This is a genomic window from Flavobacterium sp. LS1P28 (genome assembly GCF_003970335.1).
GTDB lineage: Bacteria > Bacteroidota > Bacteroidia > Flavobacteriales > Flavobacteriaceae > Flavobacterium.
This window is the reverse complement of sequence record NZ_RYDI01000005.1, coordinates 1-16,657: the sequence shown is the minus strand read 5'-3', so window position 1 is coordinate 16,657 and position 16,657 is coordinate 1. Positions and strand designations below refer to the sequence as shown.

The 16,657-nt window shown below is 34.8% G+C and carries 19 protein-coding genes; 7 read left to right on the top strand and 12 right to left on the bottom strand.

From position 1 onward, the window contains the following. Window position 1 precedes the first annotated feature (1 nt). The 4 genes from EKL97_RS05810 (at window position 2) to EKL97_RS05795 (ending at window position 3,628) form a co-directional block, all read left to right on the top strand. A complete protein-coding gene (locus EKL97_RS05810; RefSeq protein WP_126553547.1) occupies window positions 2-187 on the top strand; it encodes a hypothetical protein in 186 nt (61 codons plus the stop codon). A gap of 50 nt (window positions 188-237) precedes the next feature. Further along, a complete protein-coding gene (locus tag EKL97_RS15810) occupies window positions 238-687 on the top strand; it encodes a DUF1016 N-terminal domain-containing protein (RefSeq protein ID WP_126568442.1) in 450 nt (149 codons plus the stop codon). Window positions 688-764: 77 nt separating this feature from the next. Then, the gene (locus EKL97_RS15805; protein WP_233588556.1) at window positions 765-938 is read left to right on the top strand and encodes a PDDEXK nuclease domain-containing protein; all 174 of its coding nucleotides are present in this window, start codon (window positions 765-767) and stop codon (window positions 936-938) included. Continuing rightward, window positions 938-3,628, top strand: a complete 2,691-nt coding sequence (locus tag EKL97_RS05795; protein WP_126463056.1) for a DNA gyrase/topoisomerase IV subunit A — start codon at window positions 938-940, stop codon at window positions 3,626-3,628. The genes EKL97_RS15805 and EKL97_RS05795 overlap by 1 nt, the downstream gene beginning before the upstream one ends. Window positions 3,629-3,668: 40 nt before the next feature. Here EKL97_RS05795 and EKL97_RS05790 read toward each other — a convergent pair whose 3' ends face one another. The 7 genes from EKL97_RS05790 to EKL97_RS05760 all read right to left on the bottom strand — a co-directional run bounded on the left by EKL97_RS05790 (window position 3,669) and on the right by EKL97_RS05760 (window position 8,358). Continuing rightward, a complete protein-coding gene (locus tag EKL97_RS05790) occupies window positions 3,669-4,439 on the bottom strand; it encodes a TerC family protein (RefSeq protein WP_126463058.1) in 771 nt (256 codons plus the stop codon). Between the two features lie 33 nt (window positions 4,440-4,472). Further along, the gene (locus tag EKL97_RS05785) at window positions 4,473-4,847 is read right to left on the bottom strand and encodes a DNA topoisomerase IV (protein WP_126553543.1); all 375 of its coding nucleotides are present in this window, start codon (window positions 4,845-4,847) and stop codon (window positions 4,473-4,475) included. Window positions 4,848-5,018: 171 nt separating this feature from the next. Next, window positions 5,019-5,591: a pentapeptide repeat-containing protein gene (locus tag EKL97_RS05780; RefSeq protein WP_126463062.1), complete on the bottom strand. Its 573-nt coding sequence runs from the start codon at window positions 5,589-5,591 to the stop codon at window positions 5,019-5,021. Continuing rightward, a complete protein-coding gene (locus tag EKL97_RS05775) occupies window positions 5,591-5,812 on the bottom strand; it encodes a DUF6095 family protein (protein ID WP_126452587.1) in 222 nt (73 codons plus the stop codon). Before EKL97_RS05775 ends, EKL97_RS05780 begins: the two co-directional genes overlap by 1 nt. A gap of 56 nt (window positions 5,813-5,868) precedes the next feature. Continuing rightward, a complete protein-coding gene (murQ, locus tag EKL97_RS05770) occupies window positions 5,869-6,681 on the bottom strand; it encodes an N-acetylmuramic acid 6-phosphate etherase (protein ID WP_126463066.1) in 813 nt (270 codons plus the stop codon). Between the two features lie 155 nt (window positions 6,682-6,836). Continuing rightward, window positions 6,837-7,505 carry a ZIP family metal transporter gene (locus tag EKL97_RS05765; RefSeq protein WP_126463068.1) on the bottom strand — a complete coding sequence of 223 codons (669 nt, stop codon included), beginning with the start codon at window positions 7,503-7,505 and terminating at the stop codon, window positions 6,837-6,839. Window positions 7,506-7,593: 88 nt separating this feature from the next. Then, the gene (locus EKL97_RS05760) at window positions 7,594-8,358 is read right to left on the bottom strand and encodes a class I SAM-dependent DNA methyltransferase (RefSeq protein ID WP_126463070.1); all 765 of its coding nucleotides are present in this window, start codon (window positions 8,356-8,358) and stop codon (window positions 7,594-7,596) included. A gap of 95 nt (window positions 8,359-8,453) precedes the next feature. Here EKL97_RS05760 and EKL97_RS05755 point away from each other — a divergent pair, with 95 nt between their 5' ends. Together EKL97_RS05755 and EKL97_RS05750 are read left to right on the top strand one after the other, a co-directional pair. Beyond that, complete coding sequence (locus tag EKL97_RS05755) at window positions 8,454-9,629, top strand: class I SAM-dependent RNA methyltransferase (protein WP_126568441.1); 1,176 nt, start codon at window positions 8,454-8,456, stop codon at window positions 9,627-9,629. A gap of 56 nt (window positions 9,630-9,685) precedes the next feature. Beyond that, on the top strand, window positions 9,686-9,922 hold the full coding sequence (locus EKL97_RS05750; RefSeq protein ID WP_126463073.1) for a hypothetical protein: 237 nt from the start codon (window positions 9,686-9,688) through the stop codon (window positions 9,920-9,922). Between the two features lie 98 nt (window positions 9,923-10,020). On the opposite strand, the gene EKL97_RS05745 is transcribed toward EKL97_RS05750, so the two are convergent. From EKL97_RS05745 to EKL97_RS05730, 4 genes are all read right to left on the bottom strand, one after another. Further along, on the bottom strand, window positions 10,021-10,842 hold the full coding sequence (locus tag EKL97_RS05745) for a DUF6048 family protein (protein ID WP_126568439.1): 822 nt from the start codon (window positions 10,840-10,842) through the stop codon (window positions 10,021-10,023). After that, window positions 10,814-11,335, bottom strand: a complete 522-nt coding sequence (locus EKL97_RS05740) for a DUF6452 family protein (protein ID WP_126568438.1) — start codon at window positions 11,333-11,335, stop codon at window positions 10,814-10,816. Before EKL97_RS05740 ends, EKL97_RS05745 begins: the two co-directional genes overlap by 29 nt. 81 nt (window positions 11,336-11,416) lie before the next feature. Continuing rightward, a complete protein-coding gene (gene rlmD, locus EKL97_RS05735; protein ID WP_126463077.1) occupies window positions 11,417-12,832 on the bottom strand; it encodes a 23S rRNA (uracil(1939)-C(5))-methyltransferase RlmD in 1,416 nt (471 codons plus the stop codon). A gap of 614 nt (window positions 12,833-13,446) precedes the next feature. Continuing rightward, the gene (locus EKL97_RS05730; RefSeq protein ID WP_126568436.1) at window positions 13,447-15,606 is read right to left on the bottom strand and encodes a TonB-dependent receptor; all 2,160 of its coding nucleotides are present in this window, start codon (window positions 15,604-15,606) and stop codon (window positions 13,447-13,449) included. Between the two features lie 532 nt (window positions 15,607-16,138). Between EKL97_RS05730 and EKL97_RS05725 the strand changes: the two genes are divergently transcribed. Further along, the gene (locus EKL97_RS05725; RefSeq protein ID WP_126568435.1) at window positions 16,139-16,489 is read left to right on the top strand and encodes a hypothetical protein; all 351 of its coding nucleotides are present in this window, start codon (window positions 16,139-16,141) and stop codon (window positions 16,487-16,489) included. Window positions 16,490-16,543: 54 nt separating this feature from the next. On the opposite strand, the gene EKL97_RS05720 is transcribed toward EKL97_RS05725, so the two are convergent. Further along, complete coding sequence (locus tag EKL97_RS05720; protein WP_231507363.1) at window positions 16,544-16,639, bottom strand: DUF4372 domain-containing protein; 96 nt, start codon at window positions 16,637-16,639, stop codon at window positions 16,544-16,546. Between the last annotated feature and the right edge of the window lie 18 nt (window positions 16,640-16,657).

Sequence of the window (16,657 nt, the reverse complement as noted above, 5' to 3'; positions counted from 1 at the left end):
AATGCCTACAAAAAGAATACTTATTCTTATTGCCCTACTATTTGTGATCAGTTTTTCAGCTACTTTTTTTATTATAAAGAGCAATGATCACAAGGAATGTGAAACAGTTGTAAAAAAAGAGTTGGATAAAAATGGAAATAGTGTCACAAAAGAAGAGCATATTTGTAAAGAAAAATATTCGTTTTAGCATTTTAAGACAAAAAATATAATTAACTACTATTCAATAGAATATATTTAATGAAAGACGAAGAAAATACAATTCCAAATAATTCTCAAAATAAAATTTTATTTTCTCAAGTGGTCGCGCTGTTGCAAAATACCCGTCAACAGGTTTTACGTACCGTAAATTCAACAATGGTTTACACCTATTTTGAAATGGGAAGAATGATTGTTGAAGAAGAGCAAAGCGGAAAAGAACGAGCTGAATGCGGAAAGCAACTACTAAAAGGACTTTCTGAACAGTTGACTATTCAGTTTGGAAAAGGGTTTTCGATTCGGAATTTAGAACAAATAAAACAATTTTACATAACTTATTCAAAATCCGATTCATTGACCCGGATTTTAGAAATTCGAAATTCGCAATCACTGACTGCGGAATTCAAATCTCAAAAAGCGCAGACAGTGTCTGTAGATTTAAATAAATTAAATTATCAAAAAATTTCAGGATTCTTAAATGTTTTATACTGATTGATTTAAAAATAGGAGAATTAAAACACCAAGATTTGTGACAAATGCAAATGTATGTCAATTAAGATGACCGAGAAATGCGTTTTGAAGATGAAAATAAAACCATAGGAATTGTACTGTGCCAAAACAAAAGTGATTTGGTTTTAGAATATCCTTTACCTGAAAAGAATGAGCAAATTTTTGCTAGCAAATACAAAACAATTCTGCTAAGCAGAGAAGATTTAATACAATTAATTTCGGAATCAAGATAATGAAAGACGAAGAAGACGATAACATATTACCAGAAGGTCAGGAAGAAGATAATTCGATTAATGAAAATCAATCTGAAGAAAAAACCTCGAAAGGCCAGCATTTTTACGACAATCAAGAAGACGGCAACGATACCATTACCAAAGTTACGGGAATGTATAAGGATTGGTTTCTGGATTATGCCTCGTATGTAATATTAGAGCGTGCCGTACCGGCTATTGAAGATGGTTTTAAACCGGTGCAACGCCGTATCATGCACTCTTTGAAGGAGCTGGATGATGGTCGTTACAATAAAGTGGCCAATGTTGTTGGGCACACCATGCAATATCATCCTCACGGAGATCAGAGTATCGGTGATGCGATGGTGCAAATAGGGCAAAAAGAATTACTGATTGATTGTCAAGGTAACTGGGGAAATATCCTAACAGGAGATGGTGCTGCGGCTTCGCGTTACATTGAAGCACGTTTGTCTAAATTTGCTTTAGAAGTGTTGTACTCTCCAAAAATTACCGATTGGGGTGTGTCCTATGACGGAAGACGGGCAGAACCCAATAACCTGCCAGTTAAATTCCCATTATTATTAGCTTCCGGAGCCGAGGGAATCGCAGTAGGTCTTTCTACGAAAGTATTGCCTCATAATTTTAATGAATTAATCGATTCATCGATAAAAATATTAAAGGGAAAACCGTTTACTTTATATCCTGATTTCTTGACACAGGGAATTGCAGATGTATCCAATTATAACGATGGATTGCGTGGTGGACGTATCCGTGTGCGAGCCAGAATTAGTCAGCTAGATAAAAATACTTTGGTAATTACCCAGATTCCGTTTTCGACCAATACGACGACTTTGATTGACAGTATTTTGAAAGCCAATGAAAAAGGGAAAATCAAAATCAAGAAAATTGAAGATAACACCGCTGCTGAGGTCGAAATATTAATTCATCTTTTTCCGGGTGTTTCTCCTGATAAAACCATTGATGCATTGTTTGCCTTTACGGCCTGTGAAACTTCGGTGGCACCATTAGGCTGTGTGATTGAAGACAACAAACCGCTGTTTATTGGAGTCTCTGCGATGTTGAAAATTTCGACCAACAGAACGGTCCAATTACTGAAAAGCGAACTCGAAATCCAGTTGAGTGAATTAGAGGAGCAATGGCATTTTCTTTCTTTGGAACGTATATTTATCGAAAATAAAATTTATCGTGATATTGAAGAACAGACCACTAAGGAAGGCGTCATTAAAGCGGTAGATGATGGACTGAAACCCTACATTAAACACCTGAAGCGCGCCGTTACCGAAGACGATATTCTGCGTTTATTGGACATCCGAATCATGCGAATTTCTAAATTTGACAGCAACAAGGCTCAAGATAAAATTCAAGCGCTGGAAGGAGATATTGAACAAGTGAAACACGATTTAGAACATCTGATTGATTTTGCTATAGCCTATTTCACACGATTAAAAGAGAAATATGGTAAAGGGAGAGAACGCCAAACTGAGCTTCGTGTTTTTGATGATATCGAAGCCACGAAGGTAGTCCTTAGAAATACTAAATTGTACGTAAACAGAGAAGAAGGTTTTGTAGGAACGAGTTTAAAAAAAGACGAATATGTTACAGACTGTTCTGATATTGACGATGTAATTGTTTTTCTGCGTGACGGAAAAATGATAATTACCAAGGTAGATGCGAAAACCTTTGTGGGAAAAGATATCATTCATATTGCCATTTTTGACAAAAGTGATAAACGGACCATTTACAATACGATTTACCGTGACGGAAAATCAGGACCTTCTTATATAAAACGATTCAATGTTTCAGGTGTGACTAGAGACAAAGCGTATGATCTGACGAATGAAAGTACAGGATCACAAGTGGTGTATTTCTCCTGTAATCCAAACGGAGAGGCAGAAGTAATTACCATTATGTTGCGTCAGGTGGGAACTGTCAAAAAACTAAAATTCGACATTGATTTTGCGAGTTTAGCTATAAAAGGAAGAGGTTCGAAAGGAAATTTAGTCACTAAATATCCAATCAAGAAAATTGAATTAAAAGAAAAAGGAATTTCAACATTATTGCCTCGAAAAGTATGGTTTGATGAAACCGTACAAAGACTTAATGTGGATGGAAGAGGAGAACTGTTAGGCGAATTTAGACCTAATGATAAAATTTTGATCCTTTCGCAATCCGGAAAAGTAAAGGTAATTACACCAGAATTATCTACACATTTCGATGAAGATATGATCGTTTTAGAAAAATGGATTCCAAAAAAACCAATTTCAGCCATTTATTATGATGGTGAAAAAGAACGTTACTACATCAAACGCTTTTTGGTGGAAACCGAAAACAAAGAGGAAAGTTTTATTACAGAACATGCTAATTCACATCTTGAAATTGTATCAACAGAGTATCGTCCAGTAGCTGAATTAGTTTTCACAAAAGTGAAAGGCGTTCAAAAAGAAAATATAACTGTAGATATAGAGTCGTTTATTGCACTCAAAGGATTTAAAGCACTAGGGAATCAATTAACCGCTGATAAGTTAAAACAAGTAAACCTGCTGGACTCTTTGCCTTATGAAGCACCGGAGGAAATTATTGCGGAAGAATTGGAAGTAAAAGGGGAAACTAATGCTGACGATTCAGGCATACAGCGCGATGATGACGGTCAGATAATATTAAGTTTAGAATAAAAAAAATGCTCCGATTTGGAGCATTTTTTTTTATAAATAATTATTTTTTCTTTCTCATTTTCATGTTTAGAAACTCGACAGCCAATGAAAAGGCAATTGCAAAATACAAATAAGCTTTAGGAACCACTCCTACAGATTGGCCTACCAATACTGCTTCGGATAAGTGCATACTCTCCGTGATCAGCATAAAACCAATCAGAATTAAAAATGCCAAACCTAAAATCTGTATAGATGGATTGTTGTTTACAAACGTTCCAACCGGCACCGCAAACAGCATCATAACCCCAACAGAAATTAAAACAGCCGTAATCATAATATACAATGCACCTTCCAGTCCGTTAGTCATGCCTACAGCAGTCAAAATACTGTCTACGGAGAAAATAAGGTCAATCAACAAAATCTGGACAATAACGTTAGCAAATGATTTTGCCGCCGAAGTTTTTAAATTTTTTTCTTCTTCTCCTTTATGGTCTACTTTTTCGTGAATTTCCTTGGTACTTTTGTAAATCAGAAATATACCACCGGCCAATAATATCATCGCTTGCCCGTTAAAATGAGCAGAGAACCAACCCCAATCCACACTAAACCACGGTTCTTTCATTGCAATAAGAAGTGTAATCCCAAATAACAGCGCAATTCGCATGAACATGGCTAGAAACAAACCAATTTGCGTCGCTTTTTTTCGTTTTTCAACGGGTAATTTTCCTGTAACAATCGAGATAAAGATGATATTATCAATACCCAGTATGATTTCTAGAAACGTCAATGTTAACAGTGCTACCCAAGCATCAGGATTTAAAAATACTTCCATTTTATGTAGTTATAATTGTTTGATTTAAAATATTTAATCCGAAATCTTTGTTACTGTTCCTCTTTGTTTGGCATCAGAACCAACCATTCCAAACTCAAAGGTATACGATTTTTTTGATGTAGTCAAAATTTTCATACCAATAGCTTTTTCTTCAGCCATGTTTTTAGGATGCAGTTTTTGCAGTACATATTCGCAATCACTGATCCAACGAATGGAAGCTGTATCCGTTTTTCCTTCAAAAGTCTCAATTTCAATACTGTCGTTGCGCTCAAAAAAAGCCGTTTTCGTAACACCGTCTACGTCATATTCAAATTTGAATTTTCCGGTTTTAAAATCTTTGCAGTTGCGCTCTTTATCATAACAAGACAAAAGCAATAGCATTGGAAGAAGGAATATTATTTTTTTCATTTTAAAATTATTTAATTTTTTTAGTACCTAATCCAGCTGTGCGTTGCAACTCCTAAGTCTAAAATCTTTTTTTCTATTGACAAAAAAGGAGCTTCCTTTAGTCGCTCTTTTTATCCATGAAAAAGTAGCTTTAAGCCTTTCGGGGTTTCCACTTCCATCTGGGGTAGTAGATTATTGTATTTTAATATCGTATTTATCCAAAAGACCAATAATCCCTTGTGTCGAAAATTTTGCTTTTTTCATCGGATTGAATTCGGGATCAATTTTAAAATCAGTTGCTTTTGAAAAATCGGCTCCAGCTAATTGCGTATTATTAAAAACAGCACCATCCAGATTGCTATTGTCAAAAACGGAACTCGTAAGATTGGTCCCAACAAAACCTACTTCTCTTAACGAACAGGAAATGAATTTTGTCTTTGGCATTTTTTTATTGGCAAACGAAGAATAATCCAAAACACATTCCTGAAAACTGACATTAAACAAGAAATCATCACATTCTTCAAATTGAATTCCAAGTAATTTACAGTTTTTGAATTGTATCCCTTTTAAGCTTGCTCCTGATAATTTAGTCATCGCAAGATTGCAATCAATAAACTCGCAATCCATGAAACTACTATAAGAAAAATCACTATTGGATAAATCGCAGTTTCTAAAAACGCAATCCTCAAATTCTCTGTTATTCACTTTTTTATCGACGTAAATAATTTTTTCGAATGTTTTTTGAACGTGAATTAGGTTTTCCATTAGTCGTTAAATAAACTTTTCATAATTGTTTTTAGTCCCAAATACATCAAAAACATTGCACTGATGCAGGCAATGATACCTATCGCTAAAACTAAATAGTGCCAAACATTGTGTTGATTCATAAAAGCATTAGTAATGACAATTGGACCAATAAACAGCAAAGGCAAAGCACCTGCCAAATATTTAATTCCTTTAGATAAAAGTTCTTTGTTGGTTGCCATTTTTCTTGTTTATAGGTTTACTCTTCAAAGGTAATCGATATGTTGAAAAACAAGTGTTACTTTTTGTAATTATCAACTGCTTTTCGCACACTTCCGTGTTTTTTTAATAATTCGGCAGCTTCTTTATAGGAAACAGAAATTTCTCCCAGTATCATTTTTATGCCACGATCTATGAGTTTGCTGTTGCTCAGTTGCATGTCGACCATTTTGTTGCCTTTTACTTTTCCCAGCTGAATCATAGTGGCTGTTGAGATCATGTTGAGTACCAGTTTCTGTGCCGTACCTGCTTTCATACGGGAACTTCCAGTTACAAATTCGGGCCCAACAACTACTTCTATAGGGAATTTTGCAGTTTGCGAAAGCGGACTTCCTGCATTGCAAGAAATACTTCCTGTAGTAATATTATTTTCGTTGCAAGTTTGCAATCCTCCAATAACATAAGGTGTTGTTCCGGAAGCTGCTATTCCTATAACTACATCATCTTCATTTACCTCGAAAGCTTTTAAGTCTATCCAAGCCTGAGTTGTGTTGTCTTCGGCATTTTCTACGGCTTTGCGGATTGCGGTATCTCCACCAGCAATAATCCCGATTACTAAATTGAAAGGAACTCCAAAAGTTGGTGGACATTCCGATGCATCAAGAATCCCGATACGACCGGATGTTCCTGCGCCAATGTAGAATAATCGTCCGCCGAGTTTCATTTTGGTAACAATTTCAGTCACTAAAGTTTCTATTTGTGGCAAGGCTTTTTCTACGGCAAGCGGAACGGTTTTGTCTTCCTGATTGATATTAGAAAGCAATTCCTGAACCGACATTTTTTCTAAATGATCGTATTTTGAGGATTGCTCGGTGGTTTTTTTGAATTCCATATTTATTTTTTTTGAAGGGACAACTCGCGAGGTGCCCGTACATTTATTTCTTGCGTGAGGGATAGAAGTGGAAATCCTTTTTTATGTAGCGACAGCGGAATAAAAAAGATTGCAACATATAGCCCGACCCTTGCGGTCACGCCCAAATTGTAAAATTATATAAAATACGCCAGCGCAATTCCTATCACGATCATGGAAACTTTGGCGATGTTAAACTTGTGTCCTTCACTACTTTCAAAAATAATGGTGGAAGAGATATGGAATAATATCCCAATTACAATGGCTGTGATTTCAGTATAATAATCGTTTAATATGGGCAAATAATCCGACAGAACAGTTCCCAACGGCGTCATGACTGCAAAAGTGATCATGAAGAAAAAGATAGCCTTTTTATTCAGGTTTGAATTGATGAAAAAAGTAGTCAAAATAATGGCTATAGGCAAATGATGAATGGCAATTCCTACCGCTAAATCATGATGATGGCTTACCGGGAATCCTTCCAGAAAGGCATGAATGCAAAGACTGATAAACAATAACCACGGGATTTGGGTCATGGTTTCATATCCGTGTACGTGTCCGTGCTCAGCACCTTTTGAGAAAAATTCCAATATAATTTGGAACAATATTCCAAGCATAATAAAGAGTCCGATAGTTGGATTTACACTTTCATAAACTTCTGGCAACAAATGCATTACGGTCAAGGAAAGCAGAAACGAACCACTAAAGGCCAATAGTAATTTTAGATTGGTTTTATTTTTTGGTTTTAAAACCAAGGCGATACTATATCCTATAAGTACGGAAAGTAAAGGTAAAAGGTAATTCATATTCTTTGTTGAATCGTTTATTTGTTGATCTTCTTCCGGTTTATTTTTTTGATTAACCTTATAAACGATTAACCAATTAACCCAACAACTATTTGAAAATCATGATTAGTCGTTCACTATCTGTTTTATGGAATTTTTTTAATTTGTAATCGCCAAAAATATCTAACAAATAAATACCGGCTTCTTCCATTAACATCTCAAAATCTTTTAGGTTTAATGCTTTAACTTTTTCGGTAAAGTGAAACTTTTGTCCTTTGTCTTCAAATTTAATTTCTTTATACAGATATCCTTCTTTCAGATAACGGTTCATGTGAAAATCGATTCCTTCGACCGTTTTAGTTTCTTCGGGAACCAGTGTTTCGATAACTTGGGTGACGTTCATAAAGTCAATCACAGCAAATCCATATTCCGATAGGCTTTCTTTGATTGCGATTAGCGTAGTCAGGTTATCTTGGTCATTTTCGAAATAACCAAAACTAGTAAATAAATTAAAAATGGCATCGTATTTTTCATCAAAAGGTTCCCGCATATCATGTACTTTGAAATGAAGGGTTTCATTTGCATTTTTAGTAGCTTCGGCAATGCTGTTTTCTGATAAATCCGCACCCAAAACCGTAAAACCTAATTGATTCAAATAAATAGAGTGTCTGCCTTTGCCACAGGCTAAATCCAATACATTAGCTTTTTCAGGCAAGTTGAGATAATGCGTCAAATTATCCATGAAAATCTGTGCTTCTCTATAGTTTCGGTCTTTGTACAGAATGTGATAATACGGAGTGTCAAACCAGGAAGTATACCAGTTTTCAGTTGATTTCAGTTGGTTTTCAGTTGGCGGATTTTGTGCTGCAGACATTTATTCTTTTTCAATTAATTCGATTGATGCAAATTTAGTGTATTTTTGCCGAATATAACGATAACAATTTCCCCTTTGAGGGGTAAAGGGCGCAAATGGAAAATAATTATAAAATGATTGCCAAAACCTTTTTTGGTTTTGAAGAAATATTAGCAAAAGAATTGCAAATCCTTGGTGCACAAAACGTAGAGCAAGGTGTGAGAATGGTAAGTTTTAAAGGCGATAAAGGGTTCATGTACAAAGCGAATTTATCTTTGCGCACGGCTTTGAAAATCCTAAAGCCAATTTATTTTTTCAAGGCTAATAATGAACAGGCTTTATACAAAGGAATTTCGGGAGTCAATTGGTCTAAATTGATTGGTGCTAATCAGACTTTTGTGATTGATACCACCGTGCATTCAGAATATTTTAACCACACGGAATTTGTTTCTCAAAAATGTAAAGATGCAATTGTGGATCAGTTCAGAGAGAGAACTGGGCAACGACCTAGCATTGATAAAGTACATCCTGATTTGAGAATCAATATTCATATTGATAAAGACCAGGTTTCAGTAGCACTGGATACATCAGGTAATCCGTTGAACCAACGTGGATATAGAACTGCTACCAATATTGCTCCTATAAACGAGGTTTTGGCTGCAGGAATTCTACTGCTTTCTGGTTGGGACGGTCAAACGGATTTTTTAGATCCAATGTGTGGTTCCGGAACATTTCTGGCTGAAGCAGCAATGATTGCCTGTAATATTCCGGCAAATATCAACCGTAAGGAATTTGCTTTCGAAAAATGGAACGATTGGGACAATGATTTGTTTGATAGTATTTCAGACAGTTTATTAAAACGCGTTAGGGAGTTTCATTACAGCATAAAAGGCTATGATAAAGCACCAAGTGCCGTTCAAAAAGCCAAAGACAATATCAAGAATACCAATCTGGAGGAGTATATTTCTATCGAGGAACAAAACTTTTTTGATACCGAGAAGTCTTCCGAAGGGAAACTTCATATTGTTTTCAATCCGCCGTATGATGAGCGATTGGATATTCACATGGAAGAATTCTACAAAAACATTGGCGATACTTTAAAGAAAAACTACCCTGGCACGAATGCTTGGATGATTACAGCAAACTTGGAAGCTTTGAAATATGTAGGTCTAAAACCTTCCAGAAAAATTAAACTTTTCAATGCCGGCTTAGAAGCCCGTTTAGTAAAATACGAAATGTATGAAGGCAGTAAAAGAACAAAGTTTCAGGTAACAACTGATAATGCTGAATAAACTAGTATTCTGTTTTTACTTTCGACCTTTGAATTTAAAATTTTAAAACTTAAAAAATGACTAAATTACAAATACGAGCATTCTTATATCAATTGGGATGTTTTGCGATTTTATTTATTTCTGCGAGATATGTAGTGGAACATTACACGAATTTAACCGGATTATGGATTCCGTTAACTGCATTTGTCATAGGAACACTTTTATCACCAAAATTCCATGCGATAAAAACCAAAGACGGAGAGAAATTATTCATGAAGTGGATTTTGATGAAAGGAATTAAGGAAATAGGATAGCGCTTAGAAATCTTAATATATTCTACTTTAAAATAGTGACCGCTAAATCTCTAATTCTTATAAAACTAAAAATTAGCAAATTGGCGGTTATATTTTATCTACTTTTTTGGGACTGCAAAAGGTGCTACTTTTTTCTTATAAATAGGGACAAAATACGTCACTGTATAATTGAATCCTACTCCAAAACTGCCATCATAAGTTCTGTTGAATCCAGGAATATATAAGTTGGAAAAATTTTCCGGTTCTTTATTGGTTACTAATCGGTTCAATCGAAGGCTGAATCCCATAAATACGTTGTCAAATACTTTAGCTTTTATTCCAGCCACCACTTCAATCCAGCTGGCGGATAGTCCATTGAACTTTTTGCCGGATACAATTTCCGGGACTTCACCAAAATAAGGGTTTGCATTGTAGATGCGATAGCTGTTTAATTCCTGATTAAATGTGCTAAAACCGTAGCGCATTCCTATAGAAATCACATTTTCCATATCCAGCCAGTTTTCATAAGCATTATAATCAAAACCGGCTTTTATGTAGGAACCTTTGGTGGTAAAATTGACGCGATCATCATCTGTAGTTTTATTTTCATTACCAATTTCGGCCGCTAAAAAATATTTTTTAGTCAACCTATAGTCGGCTACAAATTCAATTCCCTTATAATTTTGGTCATACAAAGCTCGCGTCAGTTTGAATAAATCAACTCCTACACGTATCCCATAGCGATCTGTTTTTATGGGAATCGAATCGTTATTTTTTGGTTCCGTATTGATTCCAACCCGCTGCAATGGAGTTTCGGGAATGATTTCATCTGTTTGGGTAGTTTTCGTGCTATCTTTCACAGGTGTTTTCTCTTGCGCTTGCATCAAAGTCAACGACAACAGGAGACCAAAACTAAAAAAAGATCTTAATGTGTATTTCATTTTCATTTTCGATGTTACTTCTTTCAACCGATATAAATTGTATCCATTTTTGATTTGCCGTTGTTGCATCAGTATGGGTATATGGATTTGTTGGATCCAATGTGAATATTGTTTTGTAGCCACAGGCTCTGGAGACAAAAAGTTCCTGTGTAGTATACTTAAATTGTATATTATCTTTATCAACCAATGCCGAATTAGGATTTCCAGAGTTCAGCGTAAAACTATAACTGGTGCTAGTTTTGGCTGTTTTCAATGGAATCGAAATCTTATTTGCACTGGTAGTTTGGAGACCATTAAAAACAATTCCATCCGTCATTCCTTCACCAACTACTTTTAGATTTGTTACATTTTTTAGAACAGAAGGATTTGAAAAATCATAAAACTCTATCACTAATCTTGGTGTAGTTTGGGTATTTGCATCACAAATATCATCTTTCTCACAACTGGAAAAAGCGAAAACGAAAAACAATAACAATAAAAATGTTTTTTTCATATAATACTATTCAGTGTTCAGTGTGCCGTTTTTAGTGTTCCGTAATTTAAGTTCTGAATACTAAAAACTGCAAACTGACCACTATTTTCTTCTTTCTAAAAGTACAACATTCTCTACATGATGTGTTTGTGGAAACATATCCACAGGACGTACCCGGGTCACTTTGTATTTCTCATCCATCAACGCCAAATCACGCGCTTGTGTTGCCGAATTACAACTGACATAAACTACTTTATCAGGCGCAATCTTCATGATTTGTTCAATTACGTCTTTATGCATTCCGTCTCTTGGCGGATCAGTAATAATCACATCAGGGTGTCCATTTTGTGCTATAAAACTATCGTTGAAAACCACTTTCATATCACCTACAAAGAACTCACAATTAGTAATTTCATTGCGTTCCGCATTTAATTTGGCATCTTTAATGGCTTCAGGAACACTTTCAACTCCAATAACTTTTTTGGCATTCTTAGATACAAACTGTGCAATTGTTCCAGTTCCGGTGTATAAATCATACACGATTTCGTTTCCGGTAAGTCCGGCAAAATCGCGCGTTATTTTATACAATTCATAGGCTTGGTCAGAGTTGGTTTGATAAAAAGATTTGGCGTTAATACTGAATTTCAATCCTTCCATTTCTTCCAAGATGTAATCTCTTCCTTTATATAATTTTATATCCGTATCGTATAAAGTATCGTTGGCTTTATTATTGATAACGTATTGCAGCGAAGTGATTTGTGGGAATTTCTTGTGAAGATGATCCAGAAGTAATTCTCTGTTGGTTTTATCGTTTTCGAAAAACTGGATCAAAACCATGATTTCACCTGTAGAAGCGGTTCGCAACATCAGCGTTCTAAGCAAACCTTCATGTGCTCTTGGATTAAAAAAAGTCAGTCCATGCGCATTGGCAAAGTCTCTTACTTCGTTTCTAATGGCATTCGATGGATCTTCTTGCAAATGACATTTGTTGATGTCCAGAATTTTATCCCACATTTTCGGAATATGAAAACCAAGTGCGTTTCTATTTCCTAGATCTTCGGTGCTGCCAATTTCCGCTTCGGTCAACCAACGGCTGTTCGAAAATGAAAATTCCATTTTGTTTCTGTAAAAAAATTGCTTTTCCGAACCAAGAATTGACTCAAATTCAGGAAGTTCTATTTTTCCAATGCGTTGCAAATGATTTTTCACTTCGTTTTGTTTGTAATGCAATTGTTGGCTGTATTTCATATTCTGCCATTTACAACCGCCACAAACACCAAAATGCTCGCAAATAGGTGCAACACGATGCTCCGAATATTCATGAAAATGAACTGCTTTTCCCTCGTAATACGCCTTGCGCTTCTTAAAAGTTTGCACATCAACCACGTCACCCGGAACCACATTCGGGATAAAAACTACTTTACCATCGGGAGCCTTTGCTACCGAAACACCTTTTGCACCAGCATCAAGGACTTTTATTTGATGAAAGACAACTTTGTCTGTATTTTTCTTTGCCATAGCGCAAAAATAAGCGTTTGATTGGTTTTATAAATTCAAATTAGCAACTATTTTTAATAAGAAGTGTTTTTTATTGGCGTAACATTCTGTTTTAGATAATAACTTCAATTTTTTGGCACTTATTACTGTTGATTAAGATAAATTTTGGGTTCTCTTTTTCAACATAAATGTACTTATTTAGGTGGGTAGTAAAAATTGATTTTGTAGATTTTTTTCAAAATAACCCTCCGTTAGTTTTGCAAAAAGTTACTATTCAAAAAATACACGATGTTGATTTTAATGCTCTTTCCTAAAAAACCAACTTACGCATCTTTAATTATTAATCCATCAAGCTAAAATATTCAATCCAGCAACTCGAAGAAGATGACAAACAAACCATCTTTAAACTCATTGAAAAGATGTTCATCAATAAAAAATTCAAAGACTTTTTTGCTAAAAATGTATCAACGCTATAAAAACCAAAAGCCATTCCGTAATGAAGTGGCTTTTTTATTTTACTTGATTCAGTTTTCGGGCACAGATTGCAAATCTCCGCTATCGTTACCGACATATCAGAGTCATCAGGGGTAATATCCAGACGGTTCGTGTGATTAATTTTGTTTTCATTTGGTTTTTTACAGCTTAATTTTTATTCCACCGTTTAAAATAAATCCGTCTGTTGGCGTGTAAACTTCCCTAAATTGTGGGTTTTGAATTGTCCCAGAATACATGTTTTCATTTCTCGATTGTCGACTGTCCAAAAAGTTCTCAAGGTTCAAAAATAAACTAAAATACTTGAATTTGTATTCTCCTGAAACTCCCATAACCCAATAATCCCTAACTTTTTCGTTGTTTGTCAAATACTGATTTCCAACATAAAAAACCTCGTAAGCAATTCGCAATTTTTCTTCCCATTCATACATTACGTTTGCGTTTATTCGATGTTTTGCCGTTAATGGATTTATGGTTGAATTATTATCAAAATTTTTCTGAGCGTCAATGTAAGTGTAGCCAATGTAACAAGAAATATCCTCAAAACGAAGCTTTACGTTTGTTTCAAAACCTTTGGTTTCTATATTTCCGTTGGCATTTTCAAAGGCATAATTTACCGTCAGGGGAACTGGATTAAGAACCAACGGATTTTTGATAATGGTGTAAAAAAACATTTGATTAATGGCAAAACTTACTTCATCAAAAATGGTAGTTTTGTAATTAATATCAGCATTTAATCCATACGATTTTTCAGGATTTACTTTTGAAAAGTCAAGTGAATTTATATTTTGAAATGATTTTTCTTCGGTTTCTTCCGAGAAAATGGTAGGTGATTTGTAACCTAAACCACCGCCAAATCGTGAAGATAATTTTTCGTTGATTTTATATAATAATGACAGACGAGGCAAAACAAAAACATTGCTTCTGTTTGTAATGTCTAAACGCAATCCGCTTTCCAAAATGAATTTTTCGGTTATGTTCAGATTGTTTTGAGCAAAAACACCAAAGGCAGCATTGTAATAGTCTAACTTGTCAGCCACTAAATTCATTTGTTTAAAATTATCCGAAACTAAATTCGCTCCCAAATTCCATTCTGATTTTTCGTTAGGGATTAAATAATTGGCTTCTGTAAAAGTAGCTACTTGTTGCCCTTCAAAATTATAAGTTTGTTTTTCTATTTTTCGGTTAAAATATCCAACGCTATTTTTAATTGTCAATATATTTTTATTGTCAAATGTTTTTTCAAATTTTGCTTGTGTCGAATATCGATTACTGTTATTTCGCTCAAAGAACGTATGCGTAGCATCTGATTTGTTATCAATCACTTGCATATCTCCTCCAATTCGTTTTTCAAATCCTGCATTTACACCTAAACTAAATGTTGTTTTTTCGTTTGGATAATAGAAAAATTTTGGACTTATGGTATATCTGTCAAATTTTGGAATATCAGAAAATCCGTCATGATTCACATCATAAGCATTTTGAGAATTGCTCGAAACATACATTGTAAGTCCTGATTTTTTGTGTTTATCAGCATAAAAACCGCTTAAATCTAACGCTTGTGTTTGATTTACGTTCGCCAAAAATGAAATTTCTCTTTTATCAGTAGGCTCTTTTGTAATCAGGTTTATTAATCCCGCAATTGCTCCACCCCCGTAAAGGGTCGATGTTGAACCCTTGATAACTTCTACACGCTTTAAATTGAGTGGCGGAATCTGTAAAATACTCAAGCCACTTGCAAAACCCGAGTACAAAGGAAATCCGTCTTGTAAAAGTTGCGTATATTTTCCGTCTAATCCTTGAATGCGAATACTTGCACTTCCCGAGACTTGGGAAGTTTGTTGGGTTTGAATTCCTGTACTTTCGGTAAGTAACATTTTGATATTTCCGGGTTGCATTGAAGATTTTTCTTCTAATTCGCCCGCTACAATCGCTTCGATTCGAGTCGGAGTGTTTTTTATTGTTCGGCTACTTCTTGTTGAGGTAACTTTAACTTCTTCTAATTCTTCCGATGTTGGTTCAAGAAATATTTCAATGGTTTCATTTTGAGGAAATAAAATATTTCTTTCAATTTTTCGGTAACCAAAAGAACTGAACACAATGGTTTGTTTACCGTTGGGGATGTTTTCAAGAACTACAAATCCTTTTTCGTCAGAAGTTGAGCCGTTTTGAGTTCCATTTAAGAATACAGAAACGCTATCAAGGGCTTCTTTTGTTTTTTCATCTTTGATAATGGCTTTAAAAGTGTTTTGGGCTGTTGCTAAAAATGGAAATAGCAAAAGAATGAATATTATTTTTTTCATTTTTGATTTAAATAGAATTGTTCTGAAATAGTAAAACTGGCAACTGCGTAGCAATTGCCAAAAAAAGTCAAATCAAAAAATCATCAAATCAAGTAAGAAGAATATAGGATAAAAAGCCTATCCGGTTTTGAAAAGAAAGGGCTTTTGTAGAATGAATTGCATTTTGATGCAGGTAGAATTACACTTAAATAGCATTGAATTGGCGCATCATAATTAATGTCGCAATTTGGAATACTTTGCGTTACGCTGTTTACAAGGGTTATGTTACTAAATTGTTGAATATAGGCGTGACTTTCATTTTCAAAATTAGCCTTCTCCTCGGTATCCGAAAATTCAAATACGGTGTTGATATAGCAACACGATATCAGAATTAGAAGTACTATTTTAATGTATCCTTTCATCGTTGCAAATGTACAAACAATAATTTTGTTTTTTTGGGATTGATGTACTCTTTTGTCGGTTTATCTATTTTTTATACGGTTTCGAATCATTTCACACAACTAATATATAAACGTCATATATTTGCAAAGCAATGAAATTTTCAACACTCATATTAGCAACAATAATTTTATTCCTCCCTATTAAGCCAGCAATAGATCTGATTTCATTGCAAAATAACAATGAACAAACTTGTTGTGACAGACAATCCAAACCGATTGCTGACAACGAAAAATCATCCAGCCAACAAAAACAAAAAGACGACCGTTCGGGAAAATCTTGTAATCCTTTTCAAGTTTGCAGTTCTTGTGTGTTGCAATGTTCTACAAATCAACTTGCTGAAATATCTAAACCTGAAATTTCAACTAACCAAAATTTTACTTACCAATCAGTTTTTACTTCTCAATTCGCAGCTGACTTCTGGCAACCTCCTAAAATTGTTTAACAATATTAAATTAAACTTTTGCTCCGACAACTTCACTCAAAGAATTACACTTTTCTAAACAACAAAAACCATACTAAACAAATGATCCTTCCATTTGAAATGCTTGACATACCTATCGGAATCATGCTTTTTAACAGCTTTCTGAATCATTGAATCATCTATTAAAGA

Coding starts and splice junctions, on each gene's coding strand:
- murQ (WP_126463066.1), bottom strand. CDS start 6,681: ATGGAATTCAAAAAAACCACCGAGCAATCCTCAAAATACGATCATTTA.
- EKL97_RS05730 (WP_126568436.1), bottom strand. CDS start 15,606: ATGAAAAAAATAATATTCATTCTTTTGCTATTTCCATTTTTAGCAACA.
- EKL97_RS05785 (WP_126553543.1), bottom strand. CDS start 4,847: ATGAAAAAAATAATATTCCTTCTTCCAATGCTATTGCTTTTGTCTTGT.
- EKL97_RS15805 (WP_233588556.1), top strand. CDS start 765: ATGCGTTTTGAAGATGAAAATAAAACCATAGGAATTGTACTGTGCCAA.
- EKL97_RS15810 (WP_126568442.1), top strand. CDS start 238: ATGAAAGACGAAGAAAATACAATTCCAAATAATTCTCAAAATAAAATT.
- EKL97_RS05720 (WP_231507363.1), bottom strand. CDS start 16,639: ATGATTCAGAAAGCTGTTAAAAAGCATGATTCCGATAGGTATGTCAAG.
- EKL97_RS05795 (WP_126463056.1), top strand. CDS start 938: ATGAAAGACGAAGAAGACGATAACATATTACCAGAAGGTCAGGAAGAA.
- EKL97_RS05760 (WP_126463070.1), bottom strand. CDS start 8,358: ATGTCTGCAGCACAAAATCCGCCAACTGAAAACCAACTGAAATCAACT.
- EKL97_RS05780 (WP_126463062.1), bottom strand. CDS start 5,591: ATGGAAAACCTAATTCACGTTCAAAAAACATTCGAAAAAATTATTTAC.
- EKL97_RS05725 (WP_126568435.1), top strand. CDS start 16,139: ATGAAATTTTCAACACTCATATTAGCAACAATAATTTTATTCCTCCCT.
- EKL97_RS05740 (WP_126568438.1), bottom strand. CDS start 11,335: ATGAAAAAAACATTTTTATTGTTATTGTTTTTCGTTTTCGCTTTTTCC.
- rlmD (WP_126463077.1), bottom strand. CDS start 12,832: ATGGCAAAGAAAAATACAGACAAAGTTGTCTTTCATCAAATAAAAGTC.
- EKL97_RS05755 (WP_126568441.1), top strand. CDS start 8,454: ATGGAAAATAATTATAAAATGATTGCCAAAACCTTTTTTGGTTTTGAA.
- EKL97_RS05790 (WP_126463058.1), bottom strand. CDS start 4,439: ATGGAAGTATTTTTAAATCCTGATGCTTGGGTAGCACTGTTAACATTG.
- EKL97_RS05810 (WP_126553547.1), top strand. CDS start 2: ATGCCTACAAAAAGAATACTTATTCTTATTGCCCTACTATTTGTGATC.
- EKL97_RS05765 (WP_126463068.1), bottom strand. CDS start 7,505: ATGAATTACCTTTTACCTTTACTTTCCGTACTTATAGGATATAGTATC.
- EKL97_RS05775 (WP_126452587.1), bottom strand. CDS start 5,812: ATGGCAACCAACAAAGAACTTTTATCTAAAGGAATTAAATATTTGGCA.
- EKL97_RS05750 (WP_126463073.1), top strand. CDS start 9,686: ATGACTAAATTACAAATACGAGCATTCTTATATCAATTGGGATGTTTT.
- EKL97_RS05745 (WP_126568439.1), bottom strand. CDS start 10,842: ATGAAATACACATTAAGATCTTTTTTTAGTTTTGGTCTCCTGTTGTCG.